This window comes from Kineobactrum sediminis (genome assembly GCF_002868715.1).
Lineage (GTDB): Bacteria > Pseudomonadota > Gammaproteobacteria > Pseudomonadales > Halieaceae > Kineobactrum > Kineobactrum sediminis.
Genome location: NZ_PKLZ01000001.1, coordinates 327,216 through 351,076, shown reverse-complemented (window position 1 = coordinate 351,076; position 23,861 = coordinate 327,216). Strand labels below are relative to the sequence as shown.

Below are 23,861 nucleotides of genomic sequence, written 5' to 3'. Positions count from 1 at the left end.
GGCCGCCGATGAAGATTCTCATGGTGGCCGCCGAAAACGGTGCCCTGCCCGGTGGCAAGGTGGGGGGTATGGGCGATGTGATTCGCGACGTACCGTCTGCGCTGGTACCGCTGGGCCACGATTTGACAGTGCTGACCCCGGGTTACCAGCATTTTTCCCGCTACCAGGACGCGGTACAAACCGCGATCATTGAAGTGCCCTTTCGCGGTGGTATCGAATCTGTGACATTGTGGGCATTGCCGCCAGACCCTCGTCATCCGGGAGTTAATTACCGTGTACTTGAGCATCCCCTGCTGGCGCCCTGTGGTCCTGGAAAAATCTACTGTGATGATCCCCCGGGGCAACCCTTCGCCATGGATTCCTCCAAATTCGCCCTGTTCTGTGCGGCCGTTGCCCAGGCTCTTGTGCAGGATAAGCTGCCATGCCCGGATGTCCTGCATTTACACGACTGGCACACTGCAATGGTGGCACTGCTGATACATTTTGACCCGGCCCTGGCCAGCCTGCAGTCGGTTCACAGGGTTTATACTATCCACAATCTCGCTCTGCAGGGCATTCGCCCGGTGGCTGGCGACGACTCGGCGCTTACCAGCTGGTTTCCATACCTGGGCTGGGACCACGAGCTGATAGGTGACCCGCGTTATCCGGATTGTTTCAACCCCATGCGCGCCGGCATCAACCTGTGCCATAAAGTGCATACCGTGTCGCCCACCTATGCCGCTGAAATCCAGACGGATAGCCAGGGAGAGGGCCTGTCCGGCGACCTGCGCCGGGCAGCGGCAGAGAGCCGGCTGGAAGGTATCCTGAACGGCTGTGAATATCCCGGAGACAGCGCCGCAACCGATTTTGAGACACTACTTGCTGCCGCCCGGCGCGAGTTGTACAAATGGCAGGCCGCCGGTACCGCGGTTACCGCCGACCGGACCCTGGCGCAGATAGCGCACTATCTGGAAAGCGGCAGGCGGCCGTCGTTACTGGTCACTTCCGTCGGCCGACTGACAGACCAGAAAGTCAGTTTGCTGAAAACACCGATGGCGGACGGTCTCAGCTGTATGGAGCATCTGCTACAGCGCCTGGGCGAGGATGGATTGCTGATCATGCTGGGCAGCGGTGATCACCAATACGAGCGGTTTTTTGCCGAACTTGCCGGTACGGCCACCAATTTCATTTTCCTGTGCGGTTTTTCCGAATCGTTTGCAGAATCCCTGTACGTAACCGGGGACCTGTTTCTGATGCCAAGCTCCTTTGAACCTTGTGGCATCAGCCAGATGCTGGCGATGCGCGGTGCCCAGCCCTGCCTGGTGCACGCGGTAGGAGGGCTTGCGGATACGGTGCAGGACGGGGTTAATGGCTTCAGTTTTGGGGGTGCCGATGCCCCGGAGCAGGCGGCTCGCTTTTTACAGCGCTTCTCCGAGGTGCTGACCCTGCGGACACAGCACCCCGAACACTGGCGGGATGTATGTGAGCGCGCAGCGGCGGCCCGTTTCCAGTGGGCGGATATCGCCCGTGCCTATGATGACCGGCTCTACCGATCCGGGTTGGCGAATAAGCGATAGGCCGCGGGCACAATATAGAGCGACAGGAACGAACCCAGCAACATTCCGCCGATGACCGCCAGCCCGAGGGGTACCCTGCTCTGGGAGCCGGCCCCCAAAGCCAAAGCGATAGGCAGTGTACCCAGCACCGTAGACAGGGTGGTCATGAGGATGGGCCGGAAACGCGCTGCAGCTGCCTCCTCCACCGCTTCCGCGATACTGAGGCCACTGTCCCGGCGCTGGTTGGCAAATTCCACAATCAGGATGCCGTTTTTGGTCACCAGGCCGATCAGCATTATCAGGCCTATCTGGGAGAAGATATTCAGGGTCTGGCCGAAATACCAGAGCGTGATCAACCCCCCGGTAATCGCCATGGGCACAGTCAACATGATTGACAGCGGATCGCGGAAGCTTTCGAACTGGGCCGCCAGCACAAGATAAATCAGCACCAGGGCAAGCCCGAATACAAACACGAGGCTGTTGCCTGTGTCCGCGAATTCACGCGACTCGCCGGCCAGTTCAGTGGCATAGGTGTCGTCGAGCACCTCCGCGGCAATTTCGCGCATCGCCTGAATACCGTCGGCCAGCGCCGCGCCCTCTGCCAGGGCGGCAGAAAAGGTCGCCGCGGGGAATCGGTTAAAGCGATAGAGCACGGGCGCTGTGCTCTGTTCACGAATACTGACGAGGTTGTCTATCGGGATCATGCTGCCATCTCCCGAGCGCACCAGCAAACGCGACAGGTCGCCCGGCGCATTGCGCCCTTCACGGTCCATCTGTCCGATGATTTCGAACTGCTCGCCGTCGCGCAAAAAGTAACCATAGCGCTGGCCGCTGAAGGATGCCTGGACAGTATCACTGATTTCCCGAACGCTAACCCCCAGGGTGTCTGCCCGTTCGCGATCTATATCCAGCACCAGTTCCGGCTGATTGAATACCAGGTTTACATCAACAAAACCCAGTGCGGGGTGCTCGCGGGCACGCTCCATGAACTGTGGGATCATTTCGCGAATTTTTGCCACGTCGGTATGCTGCACCACAAACTGTACGGGCAGGCCGAAACTACCCACATTAATGGTAGGTATCTGGCGCACGAATGTCTGTATTTCAGGGGTTTTAACCAACGCCCGGGTGAGTTCCGCTGCGACTTCCGTCTGGCTTTGCTCGCGTTCATCCGGATTCTTGAGGACTATCCGGGAAAAACCGGTGTTGGTGGTCATTGAGGCGCCAAAGCCGGGTGAAGTGACTGTGAATACGGCTTCCACGCTCTCGCCCACGGCTTCCTGTACCGTTTCGCCGTAAGTGCCCATGGCGTCGTACATGTAGTCAAAGCCGGCGCCCTCGGGTCCTTTGGCCTGCACTATCAGCATACTGCGATCTTCAAGGGGTGCCAGCTCTTCAGGCAAGGTAGTGTAGATGGCTATGATCACCCCCAGGCAGGCCAGGAGGATCAGCGGTGTCCAGCTGCTATGGCGCAAAAACCCCTGTAGCGAGCGGCGATAGTTATCGGACAGTGCGACGAAGAACGGTTCGGTACGGCGGTGAAACGCGGGCGCCTGGGGCCTGTTTTTGAGTAGTTTTGCGCACAGCATCGGAGTCAGGGTCAGCGCGATAAAGGAAGAAATGATCACCGCGGCAGCCAGTGTCACCCCAAACTCACGGAACAAGACCCCGGTCAGGCCGCCGAGGAAGATCAGTGGGGCGAACACCGCGGTCAGGGCTAGGGTGGTAGCGATTACCGCGAAGAAAATTTCCTTGACGCCATCGGCCCCGGCGATTTTCGGTGCATCGCCACGCTCGATGCGTTTATAAATGTTCTCAACCACTACAATGGCGTCATCCACGACCAGCCCGATCGCCAGCACCATGCCCAGTAACGTCAGGATGTTGATGGAAAATCCGGCCAGGTAGAGAATGAAGAAGGTGCCGATCAGTGAAATGGGAATGGTAATGATGGGAATGATGGCGGTGCGCCATTCCCGGAGAAAGGCAAAAATGGTGCCGCAGACCAGCAGCAGCGCAAGGAACAGGGTCTGCACCACTTCCCTGATACTGGCGCGGATAAACTGGCTGTCGTCAAAGCCGATAGCCACGTCCACATCGTCGGGCAGATCCTGTTTGATGATCTCCAGGCGGCGGTAGAACTCATTGGTGATGGCAATTTCGTTGGCGCCACTTTGTGGGCGCAGAACCACCCCCACCATGGTGATCCCATCGCGACGCAGCAGGGTGCGCTCGTTCAGCGGCCCTATTTCAGCGAAGCCGACATCGCGGAAACGCACGACATTATCGCCCTCACGCTTGATCACGCGATTATCGAACTGCTCGGTATCGTCGTTCAGGCGCCCCAGCGTGCGGATATTGAGGTCGATGCTGTCACCTTCAATGCGCCCCGTTGGAAGTTCCACGTTGGCCGCCCTGAAAGCCTCGCGGACCTCCATGGCGGTGACCTGGTGTGCCGCCATCGCATCCGGGTCCAGCCACAGTCGCATGGCGTATTCCCGGTAGCCCCAGATATCCACCTGGCCGACGCCGCTGATTGTTTCAAAGCGTGTCTTGAACAGGTTGTCAGCCAGGGCACTGAGTTCGAGCAGGCTGCGCTGGTCGCTGCGCACGCTGAGGAAAACGATGGGGTCGCCGTCCGCATCGGCCTTGGATACGGTGGGTGCCTCGGCGTCACTGGGCAGGCGTCGCATCGCCGAGCCCACGCGATCGCGGATATCGTTGGCGGCGCGCTCCAGGTCATCGCCCAGGTCAAATTCAACGGTGACCGTGCTCAGCCCTTCCCGGCTGATGGATCGCATGGTGCGAATGCCGGATACGGTATTGAGTTCCTCTTCCAGGTTTTCGGTAATCTGGCTTTCCACCACAGCGGCATTGGCACCGGGATACGCCGATTGCACAGCAATAATGGGCCGTTCGGCGGCCGGGAATTCCCGCACCCCCAATTCACGCATACCGATAATGCCAAAAACAACAATAACAATGGACATGACAGTGGCCAGCACCGGCCGCTGGATGCTCAATTCATGCAAACGCATCAGCTGACATCCGGCGCATTGATGATGGTCACCGGTTGCCCCTCGCGCACACTCTGGACCCCGGAGGTGATGATTTCGGCACCGCGGCTCAGTCCCTGCAAAATTTCGACGTGGCTGCTGTCACGACCACCCGTTTTGACGGTTCGGCGTACCGCAACACCATTCTCAACAGTGAACACCGAAACTGCATCAAGGCTCTGCATTACGGCGACGCTCGGGATCACGAATGCTTCCTCTGCGCGACTTACCAGCTCTACCCGTGCATAGTTTCCGGGGAGCAGCGTGCGGTCGGGATTCTCCACGTGCGCTCGCACGGTCAGGGTGCGCGTCGCCAGGTCTACCTGTGGGTCAATCGCACGAACCACGGCATTAAAGGGCTCTTCATGACCTGCTACTTGCAGTGACAGCGGCATGCCCGGCACTATCAGGGAGCGGTAACGTTCCGGCACATTGAAATCAACATTCAGGGAGGTAATGGTCTGCAGGGTGGTGATCAGCGTATCCGGCTCGACCAGGTCTCCCATGCTGATATGGCGCAGGCCCAGGGTGCCGGCGAAAGGCGCGCTGATCCTGGTTTTGGCCAGGCGTATCTGCAGGCGCTCGACGTCTGCTTCCAGCACGGAGCGCTGGGTTACCGCGTCATCCCGCGCACTGGCGTTAACCGAGCCCTGCTCAAACAGGTTGGTCAGGCGCCTGGCATTGGTTATCGCCAGTTTCAGTTGCTCCTGCAGCGAACGCAATTCCGCCGCCAGTTCACCCGATTCTATGGTCACGATCAGGTCTCCCGCGGTGACGCGCTGGCCATCGGTGAAATTGATGCTGTCGACCTTGCCCCGCAATTCGCTGTGCACGCTGATGGATTGCTCCGCCACCAGGGTGCCGTTGAAGACCAGGATATGTTCAAAAGGTTGCGGTTCAACCCGGGCGGTGCGCACGGCGGGCGCGCCGCGCTGCTGCGGCGAAGCAGTAGCGGGCTCTTTCATCATCGGGGCAATTTTTGGCCAGCTAATAGCGCCGACGAGGATCGCTGCAGCTGCCACAACTAAAAGTTTTTTCATGGTATCCATATGCTGAGGAAAGGAATGAGCCGTTTTCTGGCGTGCGAAGTATACGCGATCAGGGCGGATTTAGCCCACATGACAAGTGATATGACAGGAAGCCCGGAACGGCGGGGCGGGGGCTTGCCCGGTTGAAGGGTGGGGCTGTCAGCGGCCCCGCTTGTTTATGAGGCCAACATCAACGAATATAGCGCCCAATCATGACCTGCCAGCGGACAGTTCTGTGAACGCCTTACAGAAGATACTGTCACATGGGTTCGCGCACAAACCAGAAGACCTTAACTGATGTCAAATCTCTCCATCCCGTATGAAGTCTCCCGTAGACGGACTTTTGCGATTATTTCCCACCCCGATGCGGGCAAGACCACAATCACTGAAAAGCTTTTGCTGCTGGGCAACGCCATCCAGGTGGCGGGCAGTGTCAAGGGCAAGCGTGGGCCCCACGCCACCTCCGACTGGATGACGATGGAGCAGGAGCGGGGTATCTCGGTGACCTCATCGGTCATGCAGTTCCCTTACGGCGGTCGCATCGTCAACCTGCTGGACACGCCGGGCCACGAGGACTTCTCCGAGGATACCTATCGCACCCTCACCGCGGTCGACTCTGCACTGATGGTCATAGATGGTGCCAAGGGGGTGGAGGACCGCACGGTCAAGCTGATGAATGTATGCCGGTTGCGCGATACCCCCATCTTCAGCTTCATCAACAAGATGGACCGCGATATTCGCGACCCCGTTGACCTGCTGGATGAAATCGAAGAGGTGCTGGGGATCCAGGCGGCCCCCATCAATTGGCCGATCGATATGGGCAGGGATTTCAAGGGCGTTTACAACCTGTATACCGATGTCATTCACCTGTTCACACCCGGCCAGGGCAGCGTGCTGCCGGATGACAAGCGTATTGATGGCCTGGCAAGCGATGCCGCCCGCGCTTTGCTGGGCGAAAATTATGACAGCTTCCTGGAAGAGATAGAGCTGGTACGCGGGGCCAGCCACCAGTTTGAACTCGAGGCTTTCCTGGCGGGCAAGCTGAGCCCGGTGTTTTTTGGCACGGCGCTGAGTAATTTTGGTGTGCGGGAAATGCTGGATGATTTTGTACAGTGGGCACCAGCACCCCTGGGCAGGGAAGCCGTGGAGCGTCATGTCAGTGCCGATGAGCCGGGCTTCAGTGGCTTCGTTTTCAAGATCCAGGCCAATATGGATCCGCGCCATCGCGACCGGATTGCCTTTATGCGGGTATGTTCCGGGCAATACGAAAAGGGCATGAAAATGCTCCACGCGCGACTGGGCAAGGATGTCCGGGTTGCCGACGCAGTAACCTTCAAGGCCGGTGAGCGCACACTGGTGGAAGAGGCGGTTGCCGGTGACATCATCGGCCTGCACAATCACGGCACTATCCAGATCGGCGATACCTTTACCACCGGTGAGCGCCTGCAGTTCAGTGGCATCCCGCATTTTGCGCCGGAACTGTTTCGCCGTATTCGCCTGCGCGACCCGATGAAGTCCAAACAGTTGCAGAAAGGCCTGCAGCAGTTGTCCGAGGAGGGTTCGACCCAGGTATTTTCACCGCTGAACTCCAGTGACCTGATTGTCGGTGCCGTGGGTCAGTTGCAGTTTGACGTGGTGTCTTACAGGCTGGCGGACGAGTACAAGGTGGAAGCGCTTTACGAACCGGTAAACGTGTACACCGCACGCTGGGTGTATTGCAGCGATGCCCGCAAGCTGGAGGATTTTCGCAAGAAGGCGGCAGACCAGCTGTCGATCGACGGCGGCGGCTACCTGACTTACCTGGCTCCCAGTCGGGTCAATCTGGCGTTGATGGAGGAGCGTTGGCCCGACATCGATTTTCGGGCAACGCGAGAGCACTGATCACGGGCGTTCAGCCCAGCAGGGCCTCGATATCGTCGGCGATGTCCTCGGGTTTGGTGGTTGGCGCATAGCGCTTGACCACTTCGCCCTCGCCGTTGATCAGGAACTTGGTGAAGTTCCACTTGATACCCTGGGAGCCCAAGGTGCCCGGTGCTTCTTTTTTCAGGTACTTGAATAGCGGGTCAGCACCGCCACCATTGACCTCGACCTTGCCGAACATCGGGAAACTGACCCCATAGTTCAGCTGGCAGAATTCCATTATTTCATCGTTATTCCCGGGATCCTGCTTGCCGAACTGGTTGCAGGGGAAGCCGAGGATTTCGAAACCCCGCTCATGGTATTTTTCATACAACCCTTCAAGGCCTGCAAACTGGGGGGTGAAGCCACATTTTGATGCGGTGTTGACCACCAGCAGTACCTTGCCGCGGTATTTGTCCAGGCTCTGCTCTTTCCCCGCGGGGGTCTGGCAGGTGAAATCATATACCGTGGTCGCCATGGCTTTATCCTCGTTGTCAGGTGGCGGGTTCCGCATGCACCTGCAGTTGCAGCTGTTGCAGGATTACGCCGAGTCGCTTGCGCTGGTTTTTCAGTGAGTATTCCAGTTCTCGCAGCTTGCTGCGCAGGGCGGCCCGCTCCCAGCCGTCGAGCATCTGCTGGCGCCGGATTTCCAGGACACCCTCCAGTTCGGCTACCTTGCGCTCGTAGCGGTCCGTTTGCAAGCCGCGCCACTGATTGACGAAGTCGGTAAACAGCTGGTACTCGCGCTCCAGCATTTCGCGGAGAGTCTCGCTGCCGGCCCGTTCATCAAGCTCGCGCCGTGCCCGGGTGAATTGTGCGTCGACAATGGCACGCTGGATCTTGAAGTCGGGAACCCGGGTCAGGTTGCTTGCCAGCCCGAGCTTTGCGCATAGCGCGATCAACCACTTGGTGGGATCCCACTGCCACCAGCGGATACCGTTACGGTAGTCGGTCTGAAAAATATGGTGGTAATTATGGTAGCCCTCGCCATAGGTCAGGAAGGCGAGGAAACCATTGTCCCGGGCGCTGTTGCTCTCGGTGTAGGGACGGCTGCCCCAGAAGTGCGCGAGGGAGTTGATAAAGAACGTGACATGGTGATTTACCACCAGGCGCAACAGCCCCACGATCAACACCGTGCCAATGATGTCGCCGTGCCAGATGCCCAACAGCAGGGGCAGGCCCAGGTTCATGGTCGTGGTCAGTGCCACGTAATGTTTGTGCTGCCACATCACCACATTATCCCGCTGCAGGTCGCGGGCATTGCTGAAGTCGTTGTCGCCGCTGGGATAATTGCGCAGCATCCAGCCCATATGGCTGAACCAGAGACCTCGACCTGCCGAATAGGGATCCTGATCGTCGTCGTCTACATGGCGGTGATGGCGGCGATGATCCGAGGCCCAGATCAGGATGCTGTTTTGCAGCGCGCCGGCACCCCATAGTGCAAAAAACCACTTCAACGCCGGGTGTGCCTGGTAGGCTTTATGAGCCCAGAGGCGGTGATAGCCGCCGGTGATTGACAGGCCATTCAGGTACAGGAAAGCCAGTGCCCACAGCCACTGAAAGCTGTCGTAGCCCCGGTGCAGGCCCCAAAAGGGGACCAGGATCAGGGCCAGCAGGGGGAAGCCGACAAAAATCACGACGTTTGCCGTGATCAGGGGCGGCTTTACAGATTGTTTGGTCATAAGCAGGTAAGGCTCTGGTCGTTCATGGAATCAATGGGTAATAGTAGCGTTTTGGGAATCAAAAGTCGCGCTCAGCTGATCTTCAGGCTAACCAGCAGCGGGTTGTGGTCGGAGCTGCGCACTGGCACCGCATTGGCGCTGTTGGCTTCGAGTCCGCGGGTCAGGATATGGTCCAGCGCCTGCCCGAATACAGTGCTGCGCAAGTCCGGGCTGAATGCCACTGCCCGCAGGCCGTGTTCATGCATGAAATCAGCTACCGCGGCGACGCGCCCTTCACGCCAGGTATTCAGGTCGCCCGCGATCAGCACTGGCCCACGATGTTGCCGGATCAGGACGGACAGCATGTCCAGCTGCTGCCGGTAATCCTCAAGCCCGAAGGTGAAGTTCACCGCGTGAATATTGATCGCCAGCAGGCGTTCCTCGCGACCCGCGAGTGGATACTCGGTAATCGCCATGGCCTTTGGCGTGCCGAGCCACGGCTCCCGGGATTCCAGGTCACACTCCAGGCTGGCCTTGCTGCTGCTCAGGGTCATTACACCGGTAATGGTCTGGCCGCGACGATAGCCCGGGGCAAATGAATGATGTGCAGCCTCGGGCAGCACCTCCGGAATCGCGGCATCGCTCGCAGCTTCCTGAATGAAGGCCAGTTCGACGCCCTGTGCCAGTTGCCTGAGGTCCTGTGCCCAGTCGCGATTACCCGCCTTCTGGATGTTCCAGCTGATAATCTGGAGCTCGGGCCCGAGTGGTGGCTTGAGTGTGCCGGTGCTGTTAGCCAGGGAGTTGTTACCCAGGCCCGCGGCGCATTCCTGCAGTGACGTGATATCCGCCTGTGCTGTCGTACAGAACAATGCAAATGCCGCGGCTGCTGCCGTTATGCGGGCGCCACGAAACAAAAGGGCGGTTATGGGAAACATGGTATCGATGACACCTGCCTACGCGACTGGTTAGCCTGAATGGTATATTTAGCACTCTTTCAGCAGTCTGCAAAGAGCAACGCCGAACCTCTTTCGAACATGTTTGCGGCTTAAGGTTCCCCCTTTGTCGCCGAATCAGGTTCTTTCAAGGTAGGACTGGTACTCGAGCAAAGAAATGCGATGGGCGAACTCGGCCACCTCCTGCTCCTTGGTCAGGGTGAATATTCGCTGCAGTTCTCCACCCAGTGCGGTACGGATAAAGTCCGAACCACGAAATCGTTCCAGCGCTTCGTGCATATATTTCGGCAGCGAACTGTTTTTCTGAGAGTAACCGTCGCCGCGAGTGGGCTCGCCGGGTGAAGTCTGCTGTTCGATGCCATCGAGCATGGCGGCCAGCAGGACCGCGAACAGCAGATAGGGGTTGCTGTCGGCGCCGGCGACCCGGTGTTCAAGGCGTCGGGCGGCGTGAGAACCCGCGGGCACCCGCACTGCCACGGTACGGTTCTCATACCCCCAGCAGGGATAAGTGGGCGCATGGCTGCCTGGCTGAAAGCGCCGGTAACCGTTGAAGCCAGGGGAAAATACGATCATGGAGTCAGCCATGTGCTCCATACAGCCGGCGATGGCGTGGTGCAGCAGGGGGGTGCCGCGCTCGCTGCCATCATCAAAAACGTTGTTGCCGCGCTGGTCCAGTACGCTGCAATGTACGTGCATGCCGTTGCCTGCCTCGTTTTCAAACGGCTTGGGCATGAAGCTGGCAACCAGCCCATGCTTGTGGGCGACGCCCTTGATGAGCCGCTTCATCATCAGGATCTGTTTGGCGGCCAGAACCGGGCTGGGTACGTGCTGCATGTTGATTTCATACTGTGAAGGTGCCGATTCCTTGACGACGCCGTCGAAAGGCAGATCCTGCAGCTCACAGGCCAGGCGCAACTCCTCCATCATCTCCCGGTGCTGGTTGAGCACGTCGAGACCGTACATATTGCCGCCAATGGGGTGACTGCCCGCAGGGGATGGGCAGGTATGGAGGGGGAGTGTGTTATCCCAGCGGACCAGGCTGAACTCCAGTTCCGCGGCCACGACCGGGGTCCATCCGTGTTTCTGGAAGCGGGCAACCACCTGTTTGAGGACATGGCGCGGATCCCCCAGATAGGGCTCGCCATCGGCATTGAACATGGACAGCATAACCTGGCCATGCTGGCTTCCGGGGGACCAGGGGGTGGGTAGCAGGGAGCCTTCTACAGGGCGGCAAATACCGTCGGCGTCGCCGGATGCGAATACCAGCTCCTCGACGTCCCGACCCCAGATGTCGAGGCTGAGTGCTGTTTTGGGTAGCTTGAGCTCGCCGTCGAAGATATTGCCCAGCTTGTGTCGCGGCAACCATTTGCCACGCATGATGCCGTTGCAGTCAGGAAGCAGTGCTTCAACCGTGGTTATCTCCGGATGAGCCCGCAGGAACCAGTCGGCTTCAAGGGACATTCGGACACCATGCATTTGTTGCAGTAGGGCGCACTATCAGGCTTTTGCCGGCCTCTCTCAATAACCAAGCTGGGTTAGCGCGGCCCGCCTAACGGGCCGGGGACATGTAGATCTGCAGCGGGTCAGCGCCAGCAGCCTCCCCCAGGCAGGCCATGGAGTTGATGAACAGTGAGAACAGGTCGGTCTGGGAGCTGACATCAAGTTTGCGGTAGATACTCTTGCGATGCCTGCGCACGGTTTCCAGGGCAATGCCCAGGCGCTCGCCCGAGGTGTCGGTGCCATAGCCCCTGAGCATCAGTTCGAGGACATCCTTTTCCCGCGGTGACAGTAAAGAGCTGCCAAAGGTACGAAAGGCGAGATCAATCTGGTTATCAATACCTGGCTGGATCAGGTGGGTAACGGCAAAATCACCGTGCTGGCTGTGTGACCTGAGTAATTCTGATACCGGTTCTGCGAGCAGGTACAGGGCCTCGTAGTCCTGTTCGGTAAATTCACCGTGCCGGGGCAGCCGCATCATGGACAGGTTGATTACATTACCCTCCTGTAGCCGCGACAGGTAGATCGCCTCGTCAACGGTGCCAGTGGCAGCATAGTAATCACGGTAGTATTCTGATTCCCGGAGTTTGCCCGCGGTGATTCGCGACAATCGATAGAATTTTGAGCGAGGCTGGTTCATGGAAGCCTGGTAGAACGGGTCCTCCCGATAGGGGCCTTCCAGATAGGTGTCAATCTGCGAAGGCACCGCCGCCGCCGGTATCTGGTGATACAGCACCTGTGGTGGTAAGTCCCGCCGGTATAGCCAGATTTGAGGGTAGTCGAAGGCTACCTGTCCCTGAATAGCCTCGACCAGTGCGGGGAAAAATCGCTCGGAGCCAAGAGCCGAGATCGCGAGGGAGAGATCCCGATTCCACTTGCTCAGCTGATTGATGTCGGTCATGTCGCTTTGCCAGCCAATTTTTCCCGGAAGCCGCATAGTGAGCAGCTGCGTTGCGCTTGTCAAATATCCTCGTGTCATCCTGAAATCTGCAGCCGGTTCAACAGGCTGCCCGGGATTACAGTGCAGAACTTTTGATGCCGGGGCCGAGGCCGCTATACTTTGCTGAAGATAATTAGAAGGAGCACGACCTCGTGGCTGTTCGCACGCCCAAAAGTATCGGGCAAAGTATGGAGTTTCCGGTCCCCGCCGCACTGACCCGTGGCTTGCTGGCCAACATCGACACTCGGGGTTTATCGAAAGAGCGGCTGCTGTGGCGCGCCGGCTTTGCCCACGACCCCTTGCGTGACAGGGCCCAGACCGACAGGGCGAGTCCGCATCAGTACAGTCGTTTATGCGCAGAGCTGTTCCGGCAACTGGACGACGAGACTATGGGAGCCATGCCCGATGCGCCGACCCCGCCGGGCACCCTGCGCCTGATTGCGCTAAGCATGCTCAGTAGTCGTCAGCTGGGGATGGCGATGCATCGCGCGATGGAATTCAACGCATGTTGCCGCGCGCGCAAACAGCGTCCTGAAGATAACCGCCTGCAGATTGACAGCAGCGGCCGCGAAGCCACTCTGACCTATATTGGGCGGGACGTACATCCGCGGCACCAACACCGGGTGCTGGCGGGCCTGGGCGTCTGGCTGCGCTTTTGCGGGTGGCTGATAGGCCAGGAAATTGATGTTACCAGGGCCTGCTGTGCCGGGCCGCAACCGCCCGTCATGGACACGTTGCGTCATTTCTTTCCCGGCCCCATCGTATTTGATAAAGGCAGCAACGCGGTGACCTTCAGTGCCCGTCATCTCGAGGCCGATATCCTGCGCGACGAAAGCCAGCTTGCTATCTTCATGCCGCTGGCGCCCTACTTCCTGTTACTGGCGCCCGACGCTGCCCACTGCAGCACCACCGCGCGGATACGCCGTATTCTGGGAGATGACTTTCGCCGTGAGTTGCCCACATTTGAAGCGCTCACCGGCTTGTTGAACATGTCGGCCCGCACCCTGCGGCGGCGTCTTGAGCGCGAGGGGATGTCCTACCAGCGGATAAAGGATAATGCGCGCCGGGATCGTGCCATCGCGTTATTGCGTACCCGCAGCCAATCGATCAGCGCCGTCGCCGAAGACCTGGGCTTCAGTGACCCGAGTGCGTTTCACCGGTCTTTCAAGAAATGGACCGGCCAGTCTCCCGGTTCATTTCGCGAAGACAGGCTGGCGCGACCAGGGCAGGGGGCCGGTGCGCCAGTTCTGTGACCAGGCCTGGTACACCTTGTTGCTGTAACGACGGCTGCCTGAACTGCCGTTATACGCTGCAAGGGCGCGGTGCAGGTCACCTTCTTCCCGCTGCAGGTAGAACTGGAGAATGCGGCAGCCGTACTCCAGGTTAGTGCGGTTGAGGGTGAGATTGTCATCCTCGCGGCCGATTTCTTTCTTCCAGAATGGCATAACCTGCATCATGCCCTGGGCGCCAACTCGGGAAATCGCAAAGCGATTGAAGTGGCTTTCCACCTCAATAACGGCCAGTACCAGTTCCGGGGGGAGGGTGGCGCGAGCGGCCGCCGAATGTGCCTGGCGCAGCAGTTCAAGGCGTGCGGCGGGATCTTTTACAAACTTTTGCAGGCGCGCGGACATGTCCACCAGCCAGACCTCTGCATCGTAACGATCCTCAAAACTGTTCGCGCTGTTGATGGCCTGGTCAAGAAAGTCCCTCAGAGCAGCGCGTTCCGTGCTGTCTTCGGGTTGGCTGAGAGCCTGCTGTGGTGTCAGCATCAGGCCCAGCAACAGGGCCAGGGCCGCACTGGCGAAAAAACGACGGCAAGACAACATCCGGGTTACTGCTGCAGGCGCTCGAGTATCGCAGCCAGGGCAGTGTCCCGGGGGATCATGGTTGAGTCACTGTCCCTGCGCCCCTTGTATTCCAGGTTGCCCTCGGCCAAAGCACGATCACCAATGACCAGTCGGTGGGGGATGCCTGTCAGCTCCATGTCTGCGAACTTCACTCCGGGTCGCTCATTGCGATCATCCAGCAACACATCGACGCCAGCCTCGCGCAATTGCTGGTAGAGAGCGAGGGCGCACTCGGCGACGATCTCCGATTTCTGCATGTTCAATGGCACAATGGCCAACTGGAAGGGTGCCATGACCGCGGGCCAGATAATGCCGCGATCATCGTGATTCTGCTCAATGGCTGCCGCCACAATCCGGCTTACGCCAATCCCATAGCAACCCATGGCCAGGGTGGCGCTGCGGCCATTTTCGTCGAGGACGTTGGCGTTCATCGCCTCGCTGTACTTGCGACCCAGCTGGAAAATGTGCCCGACCTCAATGCCGCGCTTGATTTGTAGCGTACCGATGCCGTCGGGGCTCGGGTCGCCTTCGCACACATTGCGCAAATCCTCAACTCGCGGCAATGGACAATCCCGGTCCCAGTTCACACCCGTCAGGTGAATGCCATCCCGGTTGGCGCCACAGACAAAATCCGCCAGTTGAGCGGCACTGCGATCGACAATAATCGGTGTGGGCAAGCCCACCGGTCCCAGTGCGCCAAACCCCGCGCCACACAGCGCGCGCACTTCTTCCTCGGTGGCCATGGTGAGTGGATTGCCCACGCCAGCCAGTTTTTCCGCCTTCAGGGTGTTGAGCTGATGGTCGCCGCGCAGCACCAGTGCGGCCAGCTCACCGGGCTCTTCCCCCGCTACCATGAGGGTCTTTACGGTGGTTGCGGGATCGGCACCCAGTTGCGCGGCCAGTTCGTCAATGGTGCGGATGCCGGGAGTAACCACTTCCGCCATATTGGTGCCGGGAGCGGGGCGTTCGCCGGCAGCCGGCAACGCCTCGGCCATTTCAACGTTGGCGGCATAAGCGCTGCTGTCGCTGAAGGCAATATCGTCTTCGCCGGAATTTGCCAGCACGTGGAATTCATGGGAGGCGCTGCCGCCGATGCTGCCGGTATCGGCAATAACGGGGCGGAAGTCCAGTCCCAGTCGGGTGAAGATACGACTGTAGGTGCGGTGCATGACCTGGTAGGTCTCTTCCAGGGAGGCCTGGTCGATGTGGAAGGAGTAGGCATCTTTCATCAGGAATTCCCGGCCACGCATGATGCCGAAACGCGGCCTGATTTCATCGCGCACCTTGGTCTGGATCTGGTAGAGATTCAGTGGCAGCTGTTTGTAACTTTTGACTTCATTGCGGACCAGGTCGGTAACCACTTCCTCGTGGGTGGGGCCCAGGCAGAAATCCCGCTGGTGACGATCCTTGATCCGCAACAACTCCGGACCGTACTCTGTCCAGCGTCCCGATTCCTGCCACAGTTCGGCGGGCTGCACTACCGGCATGCTGACCTCGAGAGCGCCACTGGCATCCATTTCCTCGCGCACCACCTGCTCGACCTTGCGCAACACCCGTAGCCCGAGTGGCAGCCAGGTGTAAAGTCCCGCCGCCAGTTTCCGTATCAGTCCGGCTCGCAGCATCAGCTGGTGGCTGATCACCTCGGCATCGGCGGGGGTCTCTTTTTGTGTGCTTATCAGGTATTGGCTGGTGCGCATTTCGGGGTCCATGCGGGCTGCGGGAGGGGTGCTCAGTTTACGTCCGAACGTGGTTGCGGTACAGGGGCGGCGGCCGGTGATTGCATGGCGCAGTGATATCGGCGGGCAGACGATGTGCTTTTCAGGCACAAAAATGGCTAAAAACCATTGAAATAAGGCTTTTTTGAGTATGGAAACGCTAAAAGGCTTGTACTGTAGTGTCTGATGTTTAATATCGAGCGTAAGCCTGGTGGCAGCGAGGATGGCCAGTCCGGCTTGAATGTGGGTTTCATTTAAATTGAAGGAAGGTTGGGAACACTATGGCTACAAAAAAAGCAGCAGCAAAAAAAGCGCCGGCCAAGAAAGCGCCGGTAAAAGCGGCGGCAGCCTCCAAGGCGGCACCGGCCAAAAAGGCGCCCCCCGCCATTAAAGAAAAGATGACCAAAACCCAGATCATATCCACTATTGCCGAAAACACCGAGCTCAGCAAAAAGCAGGTTGGCGATGTGATGAATGAGCTGGAATCCCTGATGGCTCGCAGCCTCAAGAAGCGTGGCATCGGCGAGTTCACGCTGCCCGGCCTGATGAAAGTCGTTACCGTCAAGCAGCCCGCCAAGAAAGCGCGCAAGGGTATCAATCCCTTTACCGGCGATGCCACCGTATTTGCCGCCAAGCCCGCCAGCGTCCGGGTCAAGGTTCGTCCGCTGAAGAAAATGAAAGATTTCGCGTTGGAATAAGCCACCACGACCGGCTCCCTTCGTCTTTGTGACAGGAGTCGGGCATCTCGATAGGACGCCCCCTTTGCCTTTTGGTGCGACGGGGTGCCTCCACCGCCTTAAATACGTCTTGCTTCAGTGTTGGCGTGCGCCCTGCCTTAGGGTAAAATCCGCCCCCGAATTCCTGTCCCTGTGTTTACTACTGACGAGTACACTCCATGCCGATATACGAGTACCAGTGTCAAGCCTGTGGCCATCTTCACGAGGCCCTGCAAAAAGTCAGTGACGCACTGCTGGTGGATTGCCCTGCCTGCGGAGCGTCCGCATTGAAAAAGAAGGTCTCCGCCGCCGGCTTTCGGCTGAAGGGTGGCGGCTGGTATGAGACTGACTTTAAAACCAGCGGCAAGAAAAACCTGGTGGCAGGGGGCGATGACAAGAGCCCGGCACCGGCCGCGACAACTACCCCCGCGGCAACCCCGGCTGCCACCGGCGGCGGCAGCACCTCCAAGGGCGGCGAGTCAAAAAGCGCCAGCTGATACTCCGGTCCTGCGGGGCCTTACTGAGATAGGACGGAACCTGAATTATGCGCAGCGACTATTGTGGCGCCCTGGGCACAGCCAATATCGACGAGACGGTCACCCTTTGCGGCTGGGTTGATCGTCGCCGCGATCATGGCGGCGTCATATTTCTCGATCTGCGCGACCGTGCGGGTATCGTCCAGGTGGTTTTTGACCCTGACACCGAGGAGCACTTCAGGCGCGCCGACAGCGTTCGCAGCGAGTATGTGCTGCGGGTGACAGGGCGGGTGCGCGCCCGCACGGAAGCTACCGTTAACCCGGCCATGGCAACCGGGCAGATAGAAGTGTTGGGCAAGGAGCTGGAAGTTCTCAATAGTGCGGCCACACCGCCTTTCCAGCTGGATGAATATACCAATGTGGGTGAAGACGTGCGCCTGCAGTACCGCTACATGGATCTGCGCCGGCCCGAGATGCAGAACCGGTTGATTCTGCGTGCGCGGGTGACCACGGCGGTGCGTAATTTTCTCGACGCGGAAGGGTTTCTCGATATCGAAACCCCGATTCTTACCCGCGCTACCCCCGAGGGTGCCCGCGACTACCTGGTGCCGAGCCGCACTCATCCGGGGCACTTCTTTGCCCTGCCCCAGTCCCCCCAGTTGTTCAAGCAGCTGCTGATGGTGTCGGGCTTTGACCGCTATTACCAGATCGCCAAGTGTTTTCGCGATGAAGACCTGCGGGCGGATCGGCAGCCGGAATTCACCCAGATCGATATCGAGGCATCGTTCCTGGAAGAGGCGGATATTATGGCACTCTGCGAGCGCATGGTGCGGGAACTGTTCAGCACCGTACTGCAGGTTGAACTCGGCGCTTTCCCGAGCATGGCCTGGTCGGAGGCGATGGAGCGGTTTGGATCGGACAAGCCGGACCTGCGTATCCCGCTGGAACTGGTTAGTGTCGACGACCTCATGCAACAGGTGGATTTCAAGGTATTCCGCGGCCCTGCCGATGACCCCCAGGGCCGTGTTGCCGCGCTCAGGGTTCCTGGCGGCGCGGGTATCAGCCGCAAGGAAATAGACGATTACACCCGTTTTGTCTCCATCTATGGTGCCCGCGGCCTGGCCTGGATCAAGGTTAATGACCTGGCAGCGGGCGTTGGAGGTCTGCAGTCACCTATTCTCAAATTCATGCCCGAGGCCGTTGTCGCTGAAATGATGCAGCGCCTGGGTGCCAGTGACGGCGATATCATTTTCTTTGGCGCTGATCGCCGCGCCGTTGTTAATGAGGCGCTGGGCGCACTGCGGATCAAGGTGGGGCACGACCAGGGGCTGGTCAGCGATGACTGGGCGCCGTTGTGGGTGGTGGATTTCCCCATGTTCGAAGACGACGGTAAAGGCGGTTTGACACCTCTGCACCATCCTTTCACCGCACCTGCCTGCTCGCCTGAGGAGTTGGTGGCCAATCCCGCTGCCGCATTGTCGCGAGCCTATGACATGGTGCTTAACGGCACCGAGCTGGGTGGTGGCAGCCTTCGTATTCACCAGCGTGACATGCAGGAAGCGGTATTCCGTATCCTGGGAATCGAACAGGTTGAAGCCGAAGAGAAATTTGGTTTCCTGTTGCAGGCCCTGCAATATGGCGCGCCACCCCACGGGGGTCTTGCCTTCGGCCTTGATCGCCTGGTAATGCTGATGACCGGCGCCCAGTCCATCCGCGATGTGATTGCGTTTCCGAAAACCCAGACCGCGCACTGCGTGCTGACTGATGCCCCCGGCGAAGTCAACGAGCAGCAGTTGCGCGACCTGAGTATCCGGCTGCGCCAGACCCGCGAAACGCCCGACAGTCCATAGCCTGCCGCGTCCGCCAGAGCAGTGCGGCAATGGTTGGAGTGGCGGCAATAATACTGTAGATTTATACAGATCATGAATTCTGGGTAGCGGGCGGATACACTATGGCGGTCATCCTCGGGATAGACCCCGGTTCTCGCAAAACGGGGTTCGGCATCATCAATTACACCGCCGGTCGCAGTGAGTACATTACCAGCGGCGTTATTCGTCTGCCGGCCACGGACTTGCCGGAGCGGCTGCGCGTTATCTACCTGAGTGTGCTGGAGCTGGTGGAGCTGCACGGGCCGGGTGAACTGGCGATAGAGCAGGTGTTCATGGCCAAGAGCGCAGGCTCCGCACTCAAGCTCGGCCAGGCCCGGGGCGCCGCTATCGTCGCTTGTGTGGCCCGGGACATGGCGGTTGCCGAGTATTCGGCGCGGCAGATCAAGCAATCTGTGGTGGGTACGGGTGCCGCCGACAAGAGCCAGGTCCAGCACATGGTCAAGGTGCTGCTGAAGCTGCCGGCAGAGCCACAGGAGGATGCCGCGGACGCGCTGGCGGCAGCCCTGTGCCATGCCCACACCCGGCAAAGTATGATTAACATGGCCGGCGCGACCTCGGTGCGACGGCGACGGATGCGTTAACCCGGCAGTGGGCGCATTGAACAGGGCTATCAGGAGTGAATGAACAGCAATGATTGGCAGGATTCGCGGCACCCTGGTGTACAAGCAGCCCCCGGACATCCTGGTGGACGTAGCTGGCGTGGGCTATGAGGTCCAGGTGCCCATGAGTACACTGTTCCAGCTGCCCGGGCTGGGTGCCGATGTCACTTTGCTTACCCACTTTGTCGTTCGCGAAGACGCCCAGTTGTTGTATGGCTTCATTGACGAGCGCGACCGGGCCCTGTTCCGCCAGCTGATCAAGGTCACAGGCGTTGGCCCCAAGCTGGCGCTCACCATTCTTTCCGGTATGGATGCTACCCAGTTTGCCCGCTGCGTGCAGCACGATGATCTTTCTTCGCTGGTGGCTTTGCCGGGTGTCGGCAAGAAAACCGCGGAGCGGCTGCTGGTGGAAATGCGGGATAAGCTGAAGAGCTGGCTGGGACAGTTGGCCGACGGCACCGCCCCGGCGATGGCGGGGGCCGGTTTCAGCAGGCCGACTGACCATGTCGCCGATGCCGAGGACGCGCTGGTTACACTGGGCTACAAGCCGGCGGAGGCAAGCCGCATGGTGGCGGCGGTAAATGACGACGGCATCGACAGCAGCGAGGAGTTGATTCGCCGGGCCCTGAAAGCGGTGGTAAGTCGCTGATGATTGAAACAGACCGCCTTATCGCTCCCCAGGCCAGTGGCGATCGCGAGGAAGTCCTGGATCGCGCCATCCGTCCCAGAACCCTGGAGGAATATGTCGGCCAGCCTGCCGTATGTGACCAGATGGCCATTTTCCTGCAGGCGGCCCGCGGGCGCCGGGAACCGCTGGATCATACCCTCATCTTCGGCCCTCCCGGACTGGGTAAAACCACCCTCGCCAGCATTATCGCCAATGAAATGGGCGTTTCGCTAAAAACGACGTCCGGGCCGGTGCTGGAAAAAGCCGGTGATATCGCCGCACTGATGACCAATCTCGAACCCGGCGATGTACTGTTTATTGATGAAATCCACCGACTGAGCCCGGTCGTTGAGGAAATCCTGTATCCGGCGATGGAGGATTACCAGCTGGATATCATGATTGGCGAGGGTCCCGCCGCGCGCTCAATCAAGCTGGACCTGCCTCCTTTTACCCTGGTGGGCGCCACCACCCGCGCGGGTTTGCTGACCTCGCCCCTGCGCGACCGTTTCGGTATCGTGCAGCGGCTGGAGTTCTACCAGGTGGCTGACCTGGCGTCGATCGTGTCGCGGTCCGCCGCCATTCTCGGCATCCGCATCGACAGCCATGGTGCCACCGAGATTGCCCGCCGCGCCCGCGGTACCCCTCGTATCGCCAATCGCCTGTTACGGCGGGTGCGGGACTACGCCGAGGTGAAAGCAGATGGCCACATCAGCGCCGACGTGGCAGACCGGGCACTGGATATGCTGAGCGTTGACCGGCTGGGCTTTGACCACCAGGATCGGCGCCTGCTATTGGCGATGATCGAAAAGTTTGACGGTGGCCCGGTTGGGGTCGACAGCCTTGCCGCGGCCATTTCAGAAGAGCGCGGCACCATCGAGGACGTACTGGAGCCGTACCTGATCCAGCAGGGCTTCATGGTGCGCACGCCCCGCGGGCGCATGGTCACCCGCAATGCCTATCTGCATTTTGGCCTGCCCGTTGGCTTGGCTGCCGGGTCGAGCTCGGCGGAGACCGGGTCGAGCGATAAGCTATGAAAACGGCGGAATTTTCCACGATGCTGCGTGTCTATATCGAAGACACCGACGCGGGTGGTATTGTTTATTACGTCAACTACCTCAAGTTTATGGAACGCGCGCGAACTGAATTCATGCGCAGCCTGGGCTTTGGCAAGGATTACATTTTCAACCTGGACCTGATGTTCGTGGTAACGCAGGTGGCGATTCGCTATCACCGCCCCGCGCAGCTGGATGATATGCTGGAGGTGGGCGTAAAAGTTACCGAATTGCGCGGTGCGACCATGATCATGGCCCAGGAAGTGCATCGTGAAGGGCTGCTGTTGGCAGCCGCCGATGTCACCGTGGCGTGCGTGGACCGCGCCGGCATCACGCCGCGACGCTTGCCCACAGAGATGCTGGAATCCCTGCGCCTTGCGCAGGGCAACGGGAACGCAGGAGAGCCCCACACTTGGAATCACAACTAAGCATTATTGACCTGATCTTGCAGGCCGGCTTCACAGTGCAGCTGGTAATGCTGACGCTGCTGCTGGCGTCCATGCTGTCCTGGTACATGATCGTTCAGCGGTTCATCTACTTCCGCAACAGCCGGGAAGAAATGTTCCAGTTTGAAGAGCGTTTCTGGTCCGGTATTGATCTGTCGCAGCTGTACCGCGAGGGCAACGAGCGCGCGGCCGATGGCCAGACTATTCTGGGTATGGAGAGTATCTTCAGGTCTGGCTTCAAGGAGTTTTCGCGCCTGGCCAAGCAGCAGGAAATGGATTCCGAGGCAGTGATTGAGGGCTCTCGCCGGGCCATGCGCGTGGCACTCTCACGAGAGGAGGAGCGGCTGGAAAAGCACCTGTCCTTCCTGGCTTCTGTGGGTTCCACCAGCCCCTATATCGGCTTGTTTGGCACGGTGTGGGGTATCATGAACTCGTTCCGGGGTCTGGCAACTACCACCCAGGCGACCCTGGCGACTGTGGCGCCCGGTATCTCCGAGGCGCTGATAGCAACCGCCATGGGCCTGTTTGCCGCTATTCCGGCAGTCCTTGCCTATAACCGTTTTGCCAGTCGCATGGACATGTTTGTGAGCCGTTACGATACCTTCGTCGACGAGTTCTCCAGCATCCTTTATCGACAGGCTTACGCCGTTCGCGCCCGCGATAAGAAGGCGGGGTAGCGGTTACCGTGTCCAGGAACCGTAACAAGCACCGCGCCATGGCAGAAATCAATGTCGTGCCCTATATTGATGTGATGCTGGTGCTGCTGATCATTTTCATGGTCACCGCCCCGATGCTCATGCAGGGGGTCAAGGTCGATTTGCCCACTGCCAATGCGGAGCCCGTAGACGAGCAGGATAGCGAGCCGCTGATCATTTCCATCGATAGTACAGGTCAGCTGTACCTCAACCTGGGTGAAGACGAAAAGCAGGCGCTGACGCTCGCAACCATTACCCAAAGAGTAGGTGCGGTCATGCGGCGCAGCCCCAAAAAGCCCGTACTGGTGTGGGGTGATCGCGCAGTGGCCTATGGCGAGGTGGTGACCCTGATGGCGGCCCTGCAAGAGGCCGGCGCGCCCAGCGTTGGCCTGGTGACCGAGCCTCCGCAGTGAGTAGACCCGTGTACGCTAAAACCGGCGCGCCACGTATTGTCGTGCGACCGGCACTGGTTACCGTGCTCCTGCATGTGCTGGTGATTTATCTGCTGGCCGCCAACTGGACCAGTTCCGAGGAAATGGTGGTGCGCCCCAAGCCCGCTCCCAAAGTGATCAATGCGAAACTGGTTGATATCAGTCAGTTTCAGGCCAAGCCCGAACCTAAACCGGTGGAAAAACCGAGACCGAAACCCGAGCCCAAGCCCGCACCAAAACCCAAACCCGAGCCCAAGCCCAAACCCAAACCGGAGCCTAAGCCAGAGCCCAAACCAGCGCCAAAGCCCAAACCCGAGCCGAAGCCAGCACCCAAACCCGAGCCCAAGCCGGATCCCGGGCCCAGTCAGGCGGAACTGGCGGAGATGGCGCGCCAGGAGGCGGCAAAGAAAGCCGCCCAGGAGCAGGCTGCGGCAGCGGAGGCAACGGCGAAAGAGATGGCGGCCAGCTATGCTTCCCTTATCCAGCAAACCGTGGAGGGTCGCTGGAGCCGGCCGCCGAGTGCCCGCAATGGCATGGAAGTATTGTTGGCCATACAATTGATACCCACCGGTGAGGTGATTAGCGTTACGGTGCTCAAGGGCAGCGGCGATGACGCTTTTGACCGTTCGGCAGTGAATGCCGTAGAGCGTGCGGGCAGTTTTCCCGAGCTCAGGAACCTGCCGCCCCGGGAGTTTGAGCGGAACTTTCGGCGTTTCAGGCTGCTATTCAGACCAGAGGATTTACGTTACTGATGAAACA

General features: G+C 59.4%; 22 protein-coding genes. 13 read left to right on the top strand and 9 right to left on the bottom strand.

The window, feature by feature from the left end; translation table 11 throughout:
• The first annotated feature begins 8 nt into the window (after nucleotides 1–8).
• Nucleotides 9–1,556, top strand: a complete 1,548-nt coding sequence (locus CWI75_RS01570) for a glycogen synthase (RefSeq protein ID WP_206604605.1) — start codon at nucleotides 9–11, stop codon at nucleotides 1,554–1,556.
• Here CWI75_RS01570 and CWI75_RS01565 read toward each other — a convergent pair.
• On the bottom strand, nucleotides 1,526–4,573 hold the full coding sequence (locus CWI75_RS01565) for an efflux RND transporter permease subunit (RefSeq protein WP_101519701.1): 3,048 nt from the start codon (nucleotides 4,571–4,573) through the stop codon (nucleotides 1,526–1,528). The genes CWI75_RS01570 and CWI75_RS01565 overlap by 31 nt on opposite strands.
• Complete coding sequence (locus tag CWI75_RS01560; RefSeq protein WP_162299963.1) at nucleotides 4,573–5,631, bottom strand: efflux RND transporter periplasmic adaptor subunit; 1,059 nt, start codon at nucleotides 5,629–5,631, stop codon at nucleotides 4,573–4,575. Before CWI75_RS01560 ends, CWI75_RS01565 begins: the two co-directional genes overlap by 1 nt.
• Before the next feature lie 285 nt (nucleotides 5,632–5,916).
• Between CWI75_RS01560 and CWI75_RS01555 the strand changes: the two genes are divergently transcribed.
• Entirely contained in the window at nucleotides 5,917–7,500 is a 1,584-nt protein-coding gene (locus CWI75_RS01555) for a peptide chain release factor 3 (RefSeq protein ID WP_101519699.1), read from the top strand.
• Nucleotides 7,501–7,510: 10 nt separating this feature from the next.
• On the opposite strand, the gene CWI75_RS01550 is transcribed toward CWI75_RS01555, so the two are convergent.
• From CWI75_RS01550 to CWI75_RS01530, 5 genes are all read right to left on the bottom strand, one after another.
• Nucleotides 7,511–7,996, bottom strand: a complete 486-nt coding sequence (locus CWI75_RS01550) for a glutathione peroxidase (protein WP_101519698.1) — start codon at nucleotides 7,994–7,996, stop codon at nucleotides 7,511–7,513.
• A gap of 16 nt (nucleotides 7,997–8,012) precedes the next feature.
• A complete protein-coding gene (locus tag CWI75_RS01545; protein WP_101519697.1) occupies nucleotides 8,013–9,200 on the bottom strand; it encodes a fatty acid desaturase in 1,188 nt (395 codons plus the stop codon).
• Between the two features lie 71 nt (nucleotides 9,201–9,271).
• Complete coding sequence (locus CWI75_RS01540) at nucleotides 9,272–10,114, bottom strand: endonuclease/exonuclease/phosphatase family protein (protein ID WP_101519696.1); 843 nt, start codon at nucleotides 10,112–10,114, stop codon at nucleotides 9,272–9,274.
• Nucleotides 10,115–10,249: 135 nt separating this feature from the next.
• The gene (locus tag CWI75_RS01535; protein ID WP_101519695.1) at nucleotides 10,250–11,593 is read right to left on the bottom strand and encodes a glutamine synthetase family protein; all 1,344 of its coding nucleotides are present in this window, start codon (nucleotides 11,591–11,593) and stop codon (nucleotides 10,250–10,252) included.
• An 88-nt stretch (nucleotides 11,594–11,681) separates the two neighbouring features.
• Nucleotides 11,682–12,530 carry a response regulator transcription factor gene (locus CWI75_RS01530; RefSeq protein ID WP_101519694.1) on the bottom strand — a complete coding sequence of 283 codons (849 nt, stop codon included), beginning with the start codon at nucleotides 12,528–12,530 and terminating at the stop codon, nucleotides 11,682–11,684.
• A gap of 191 nt (nucleotides 12,531–12,721) precedes the next feature.
• On the opposite strand from CWI75_RS01530, the gene CWI75_RS01525 reads away from it, so the two are divergent.
• Nucleotides 12,722–13,822, top strand: coding sequence for an AraC family transcriptional regulator (locus tag CWI75_RS01525; RefSeq protein ID WP_101519693.1), 1,101 nt, complete (start codon nucleotides 12,722–12,724; stop codon nucleotides 13,820–13,822).
• On the opposite strand, the gene CWI75_RS01520 is transcribed toward CWI75_RS01525, so the two are convergent.
• Both CWI75_RS01520 and CWI75_RS01515 read right to left on the bottom strand, forming a co-directional pair.
• Nucleotides 13,763–14,395, bottom strand: coding sequence for a lytic transglycosylase domain-containing protein (locus CWI75_RS01520; RefSeq protein WP_101519692.1), 633 nt, complete (start codon nucleotides 14,393–14,395; stop codon nucleotides 13,763–13,765). The two genes, CWI75_RS01525 and CWI75_RS01520, sit on opposite strands and share 60 nt — an antisense overlap.
• Nucleotides 14,396–14,400: 5 nt before the next feature.
• A complete protein-coding gene (locus CWI75_RS01515; protein ID WP_101520084.1) occupies nucleotides 14,401–16,113 on the bottom strand; it encodes a proline--tRNA ligase in 1,713 nt (570 codons plus the stop codon).
• 299 nt (nucleotides 16,114–16,412) lie between these two features.
• On the opposite strand from CWI75_RS01515, the gene CWI75_RS01510 reads away from it, so the two are divergent.
• From CWI75_RS01510 to CWI75_RS01465, 10 genes are all read left to right on the top strand, one after another.
• The gene (locus tag CWI75_RS01510) at nucleotides 16,413–16,829 is read left to right on the top strand and encodes an HU family DNA-binding protein (RefSeq protein WP_101519691.1); all 417 of its coding nucleotides are present in this window, start codon (nucleotides 16,413–16,415) and stop codon (nucleotides 16,827–16,829) included.
• 197 nt (nucleotides 16,830–17,026) lie between these two features.
• Nucleotides 17,027–17,344, top strand: a complete 318-nt coding sequence (locus CWI75_RS01505; RefSeq protein WP_101519690.1) for an FmdB family zinc ribbon protein — start codon at nucleotides 17,027–17,029, stop codon at nucleotides 17,342–17,344.
• 47 nt (nucleotides 17,345–17,391) lie between these two features.
• Nucleotides 17,392–19,173, top strand: a complete 1,782-nt coding sequence (aspS, locus tag CWI75_RS01500) for an aspartate--tRNA ligase (protein ID WP_101519689.1) — start codon at nucleotides 17,392–17,394, stop codon at nucleotides 19,171–19,173.
• Between the two features lie 101 nt (nucleotides 19,174–19,274).
• Nucleotides 19,275–19,793 carry a crossover junction endodeoxyribonuclease RuvC gene (gene ruvC / locus CWI75_RS01495; RefSeq protein ID WP_101519688.1) on the top strand — a complete coding sequence of 173 codons (519 nt, stop codon included), beginning with the start codon at nucleotides 19,275–19,277 and terminating at the stop codon, nucleotides 19,791–19,793.
• Between the two features lie 49 nt (nucleotides 19,794–19,842).
• Nucleotides 19,843–20,460 carry a Holliday junction branch migration protein RuvA gene (gene ruvA / locus CWI75_RS01490; protein ID WP_101519687.1) on the top strand — a complete coding sequence of 206 codons (618 nt, stop codon included), beginning with the start codon at nucleotides 19,843–19,845 and terminating at the stop codon, nucleotides 20,458–20,460.
• Nucleotides 20,460–21,512: a Holliday junction branch migration DNA helicase RuvB gene (ruvB, locus tag CWI75_RS01485; protein WP_101519686.1), complete on the top strand. Its 1,053-nt coding sequence runs from the start codon at nucleotides 20,460–20,462 to the stop codon at nucleotides 21,510–21,512. Before ruvA ends, ruvB begins: the two co-directional genes overlap by 1 nt.
• Entirely contained in the window at nucleotides 21,509–21,958 is a 450-nt protein-coding gene (ybgC, locus tag CWI75_RS01480; RefSeq protein ID WP_101519685.1) for a tol-pal system-associated acyl-CoA thioesterase, read from the top strand. Before ruvB ends, ybgC begins: the two co-directional genes overlap by 4 nt.
• Nucleotides 21,943–22,653 carry a protein TolQ gene (tolQ, locus tag CWI75_RS01475; RefSeq protein WP_101519684.1) on the top strand — a complete coding sequence of 237 codons (711 nt, stop codon included), beginning with the start codon at nucleotides 21,943–21,945 and terminating at the stop codon, nucleotides 22,651–22,653. The genes ybgC and tolQ overlap by 16 nt, the downstream gene beginning before the upstream one ends.
• A gap of 38 nt (nucleotides 22,654–22,691) precedes the next feature.
• Nucleotides 22,692–23,084, top strand: a complete 393-nt coding sequence (tolR, locus tag CWI75_RS01470; protein WP_101519683.1) for a protein TolR — start codon at nucleotides 22,692–22,694, stop codon at nucleotides 23,082–23,084.
• Entirely contained in the window at nucleotides 23,081–23,854 is a 774-nt protein-coding gene (locus CWI75_RS01465; protein ID WP_206604603.1) for a cell envelope integrity TolA family protein, read from the top strand. The genes tolR and CWI75_RS01465 overlap by 4 nt, the downstream gene beginning before the upstream one ends.
• Nucleotides 23,855–23,861: the final 7 nt, after the last annotated feature.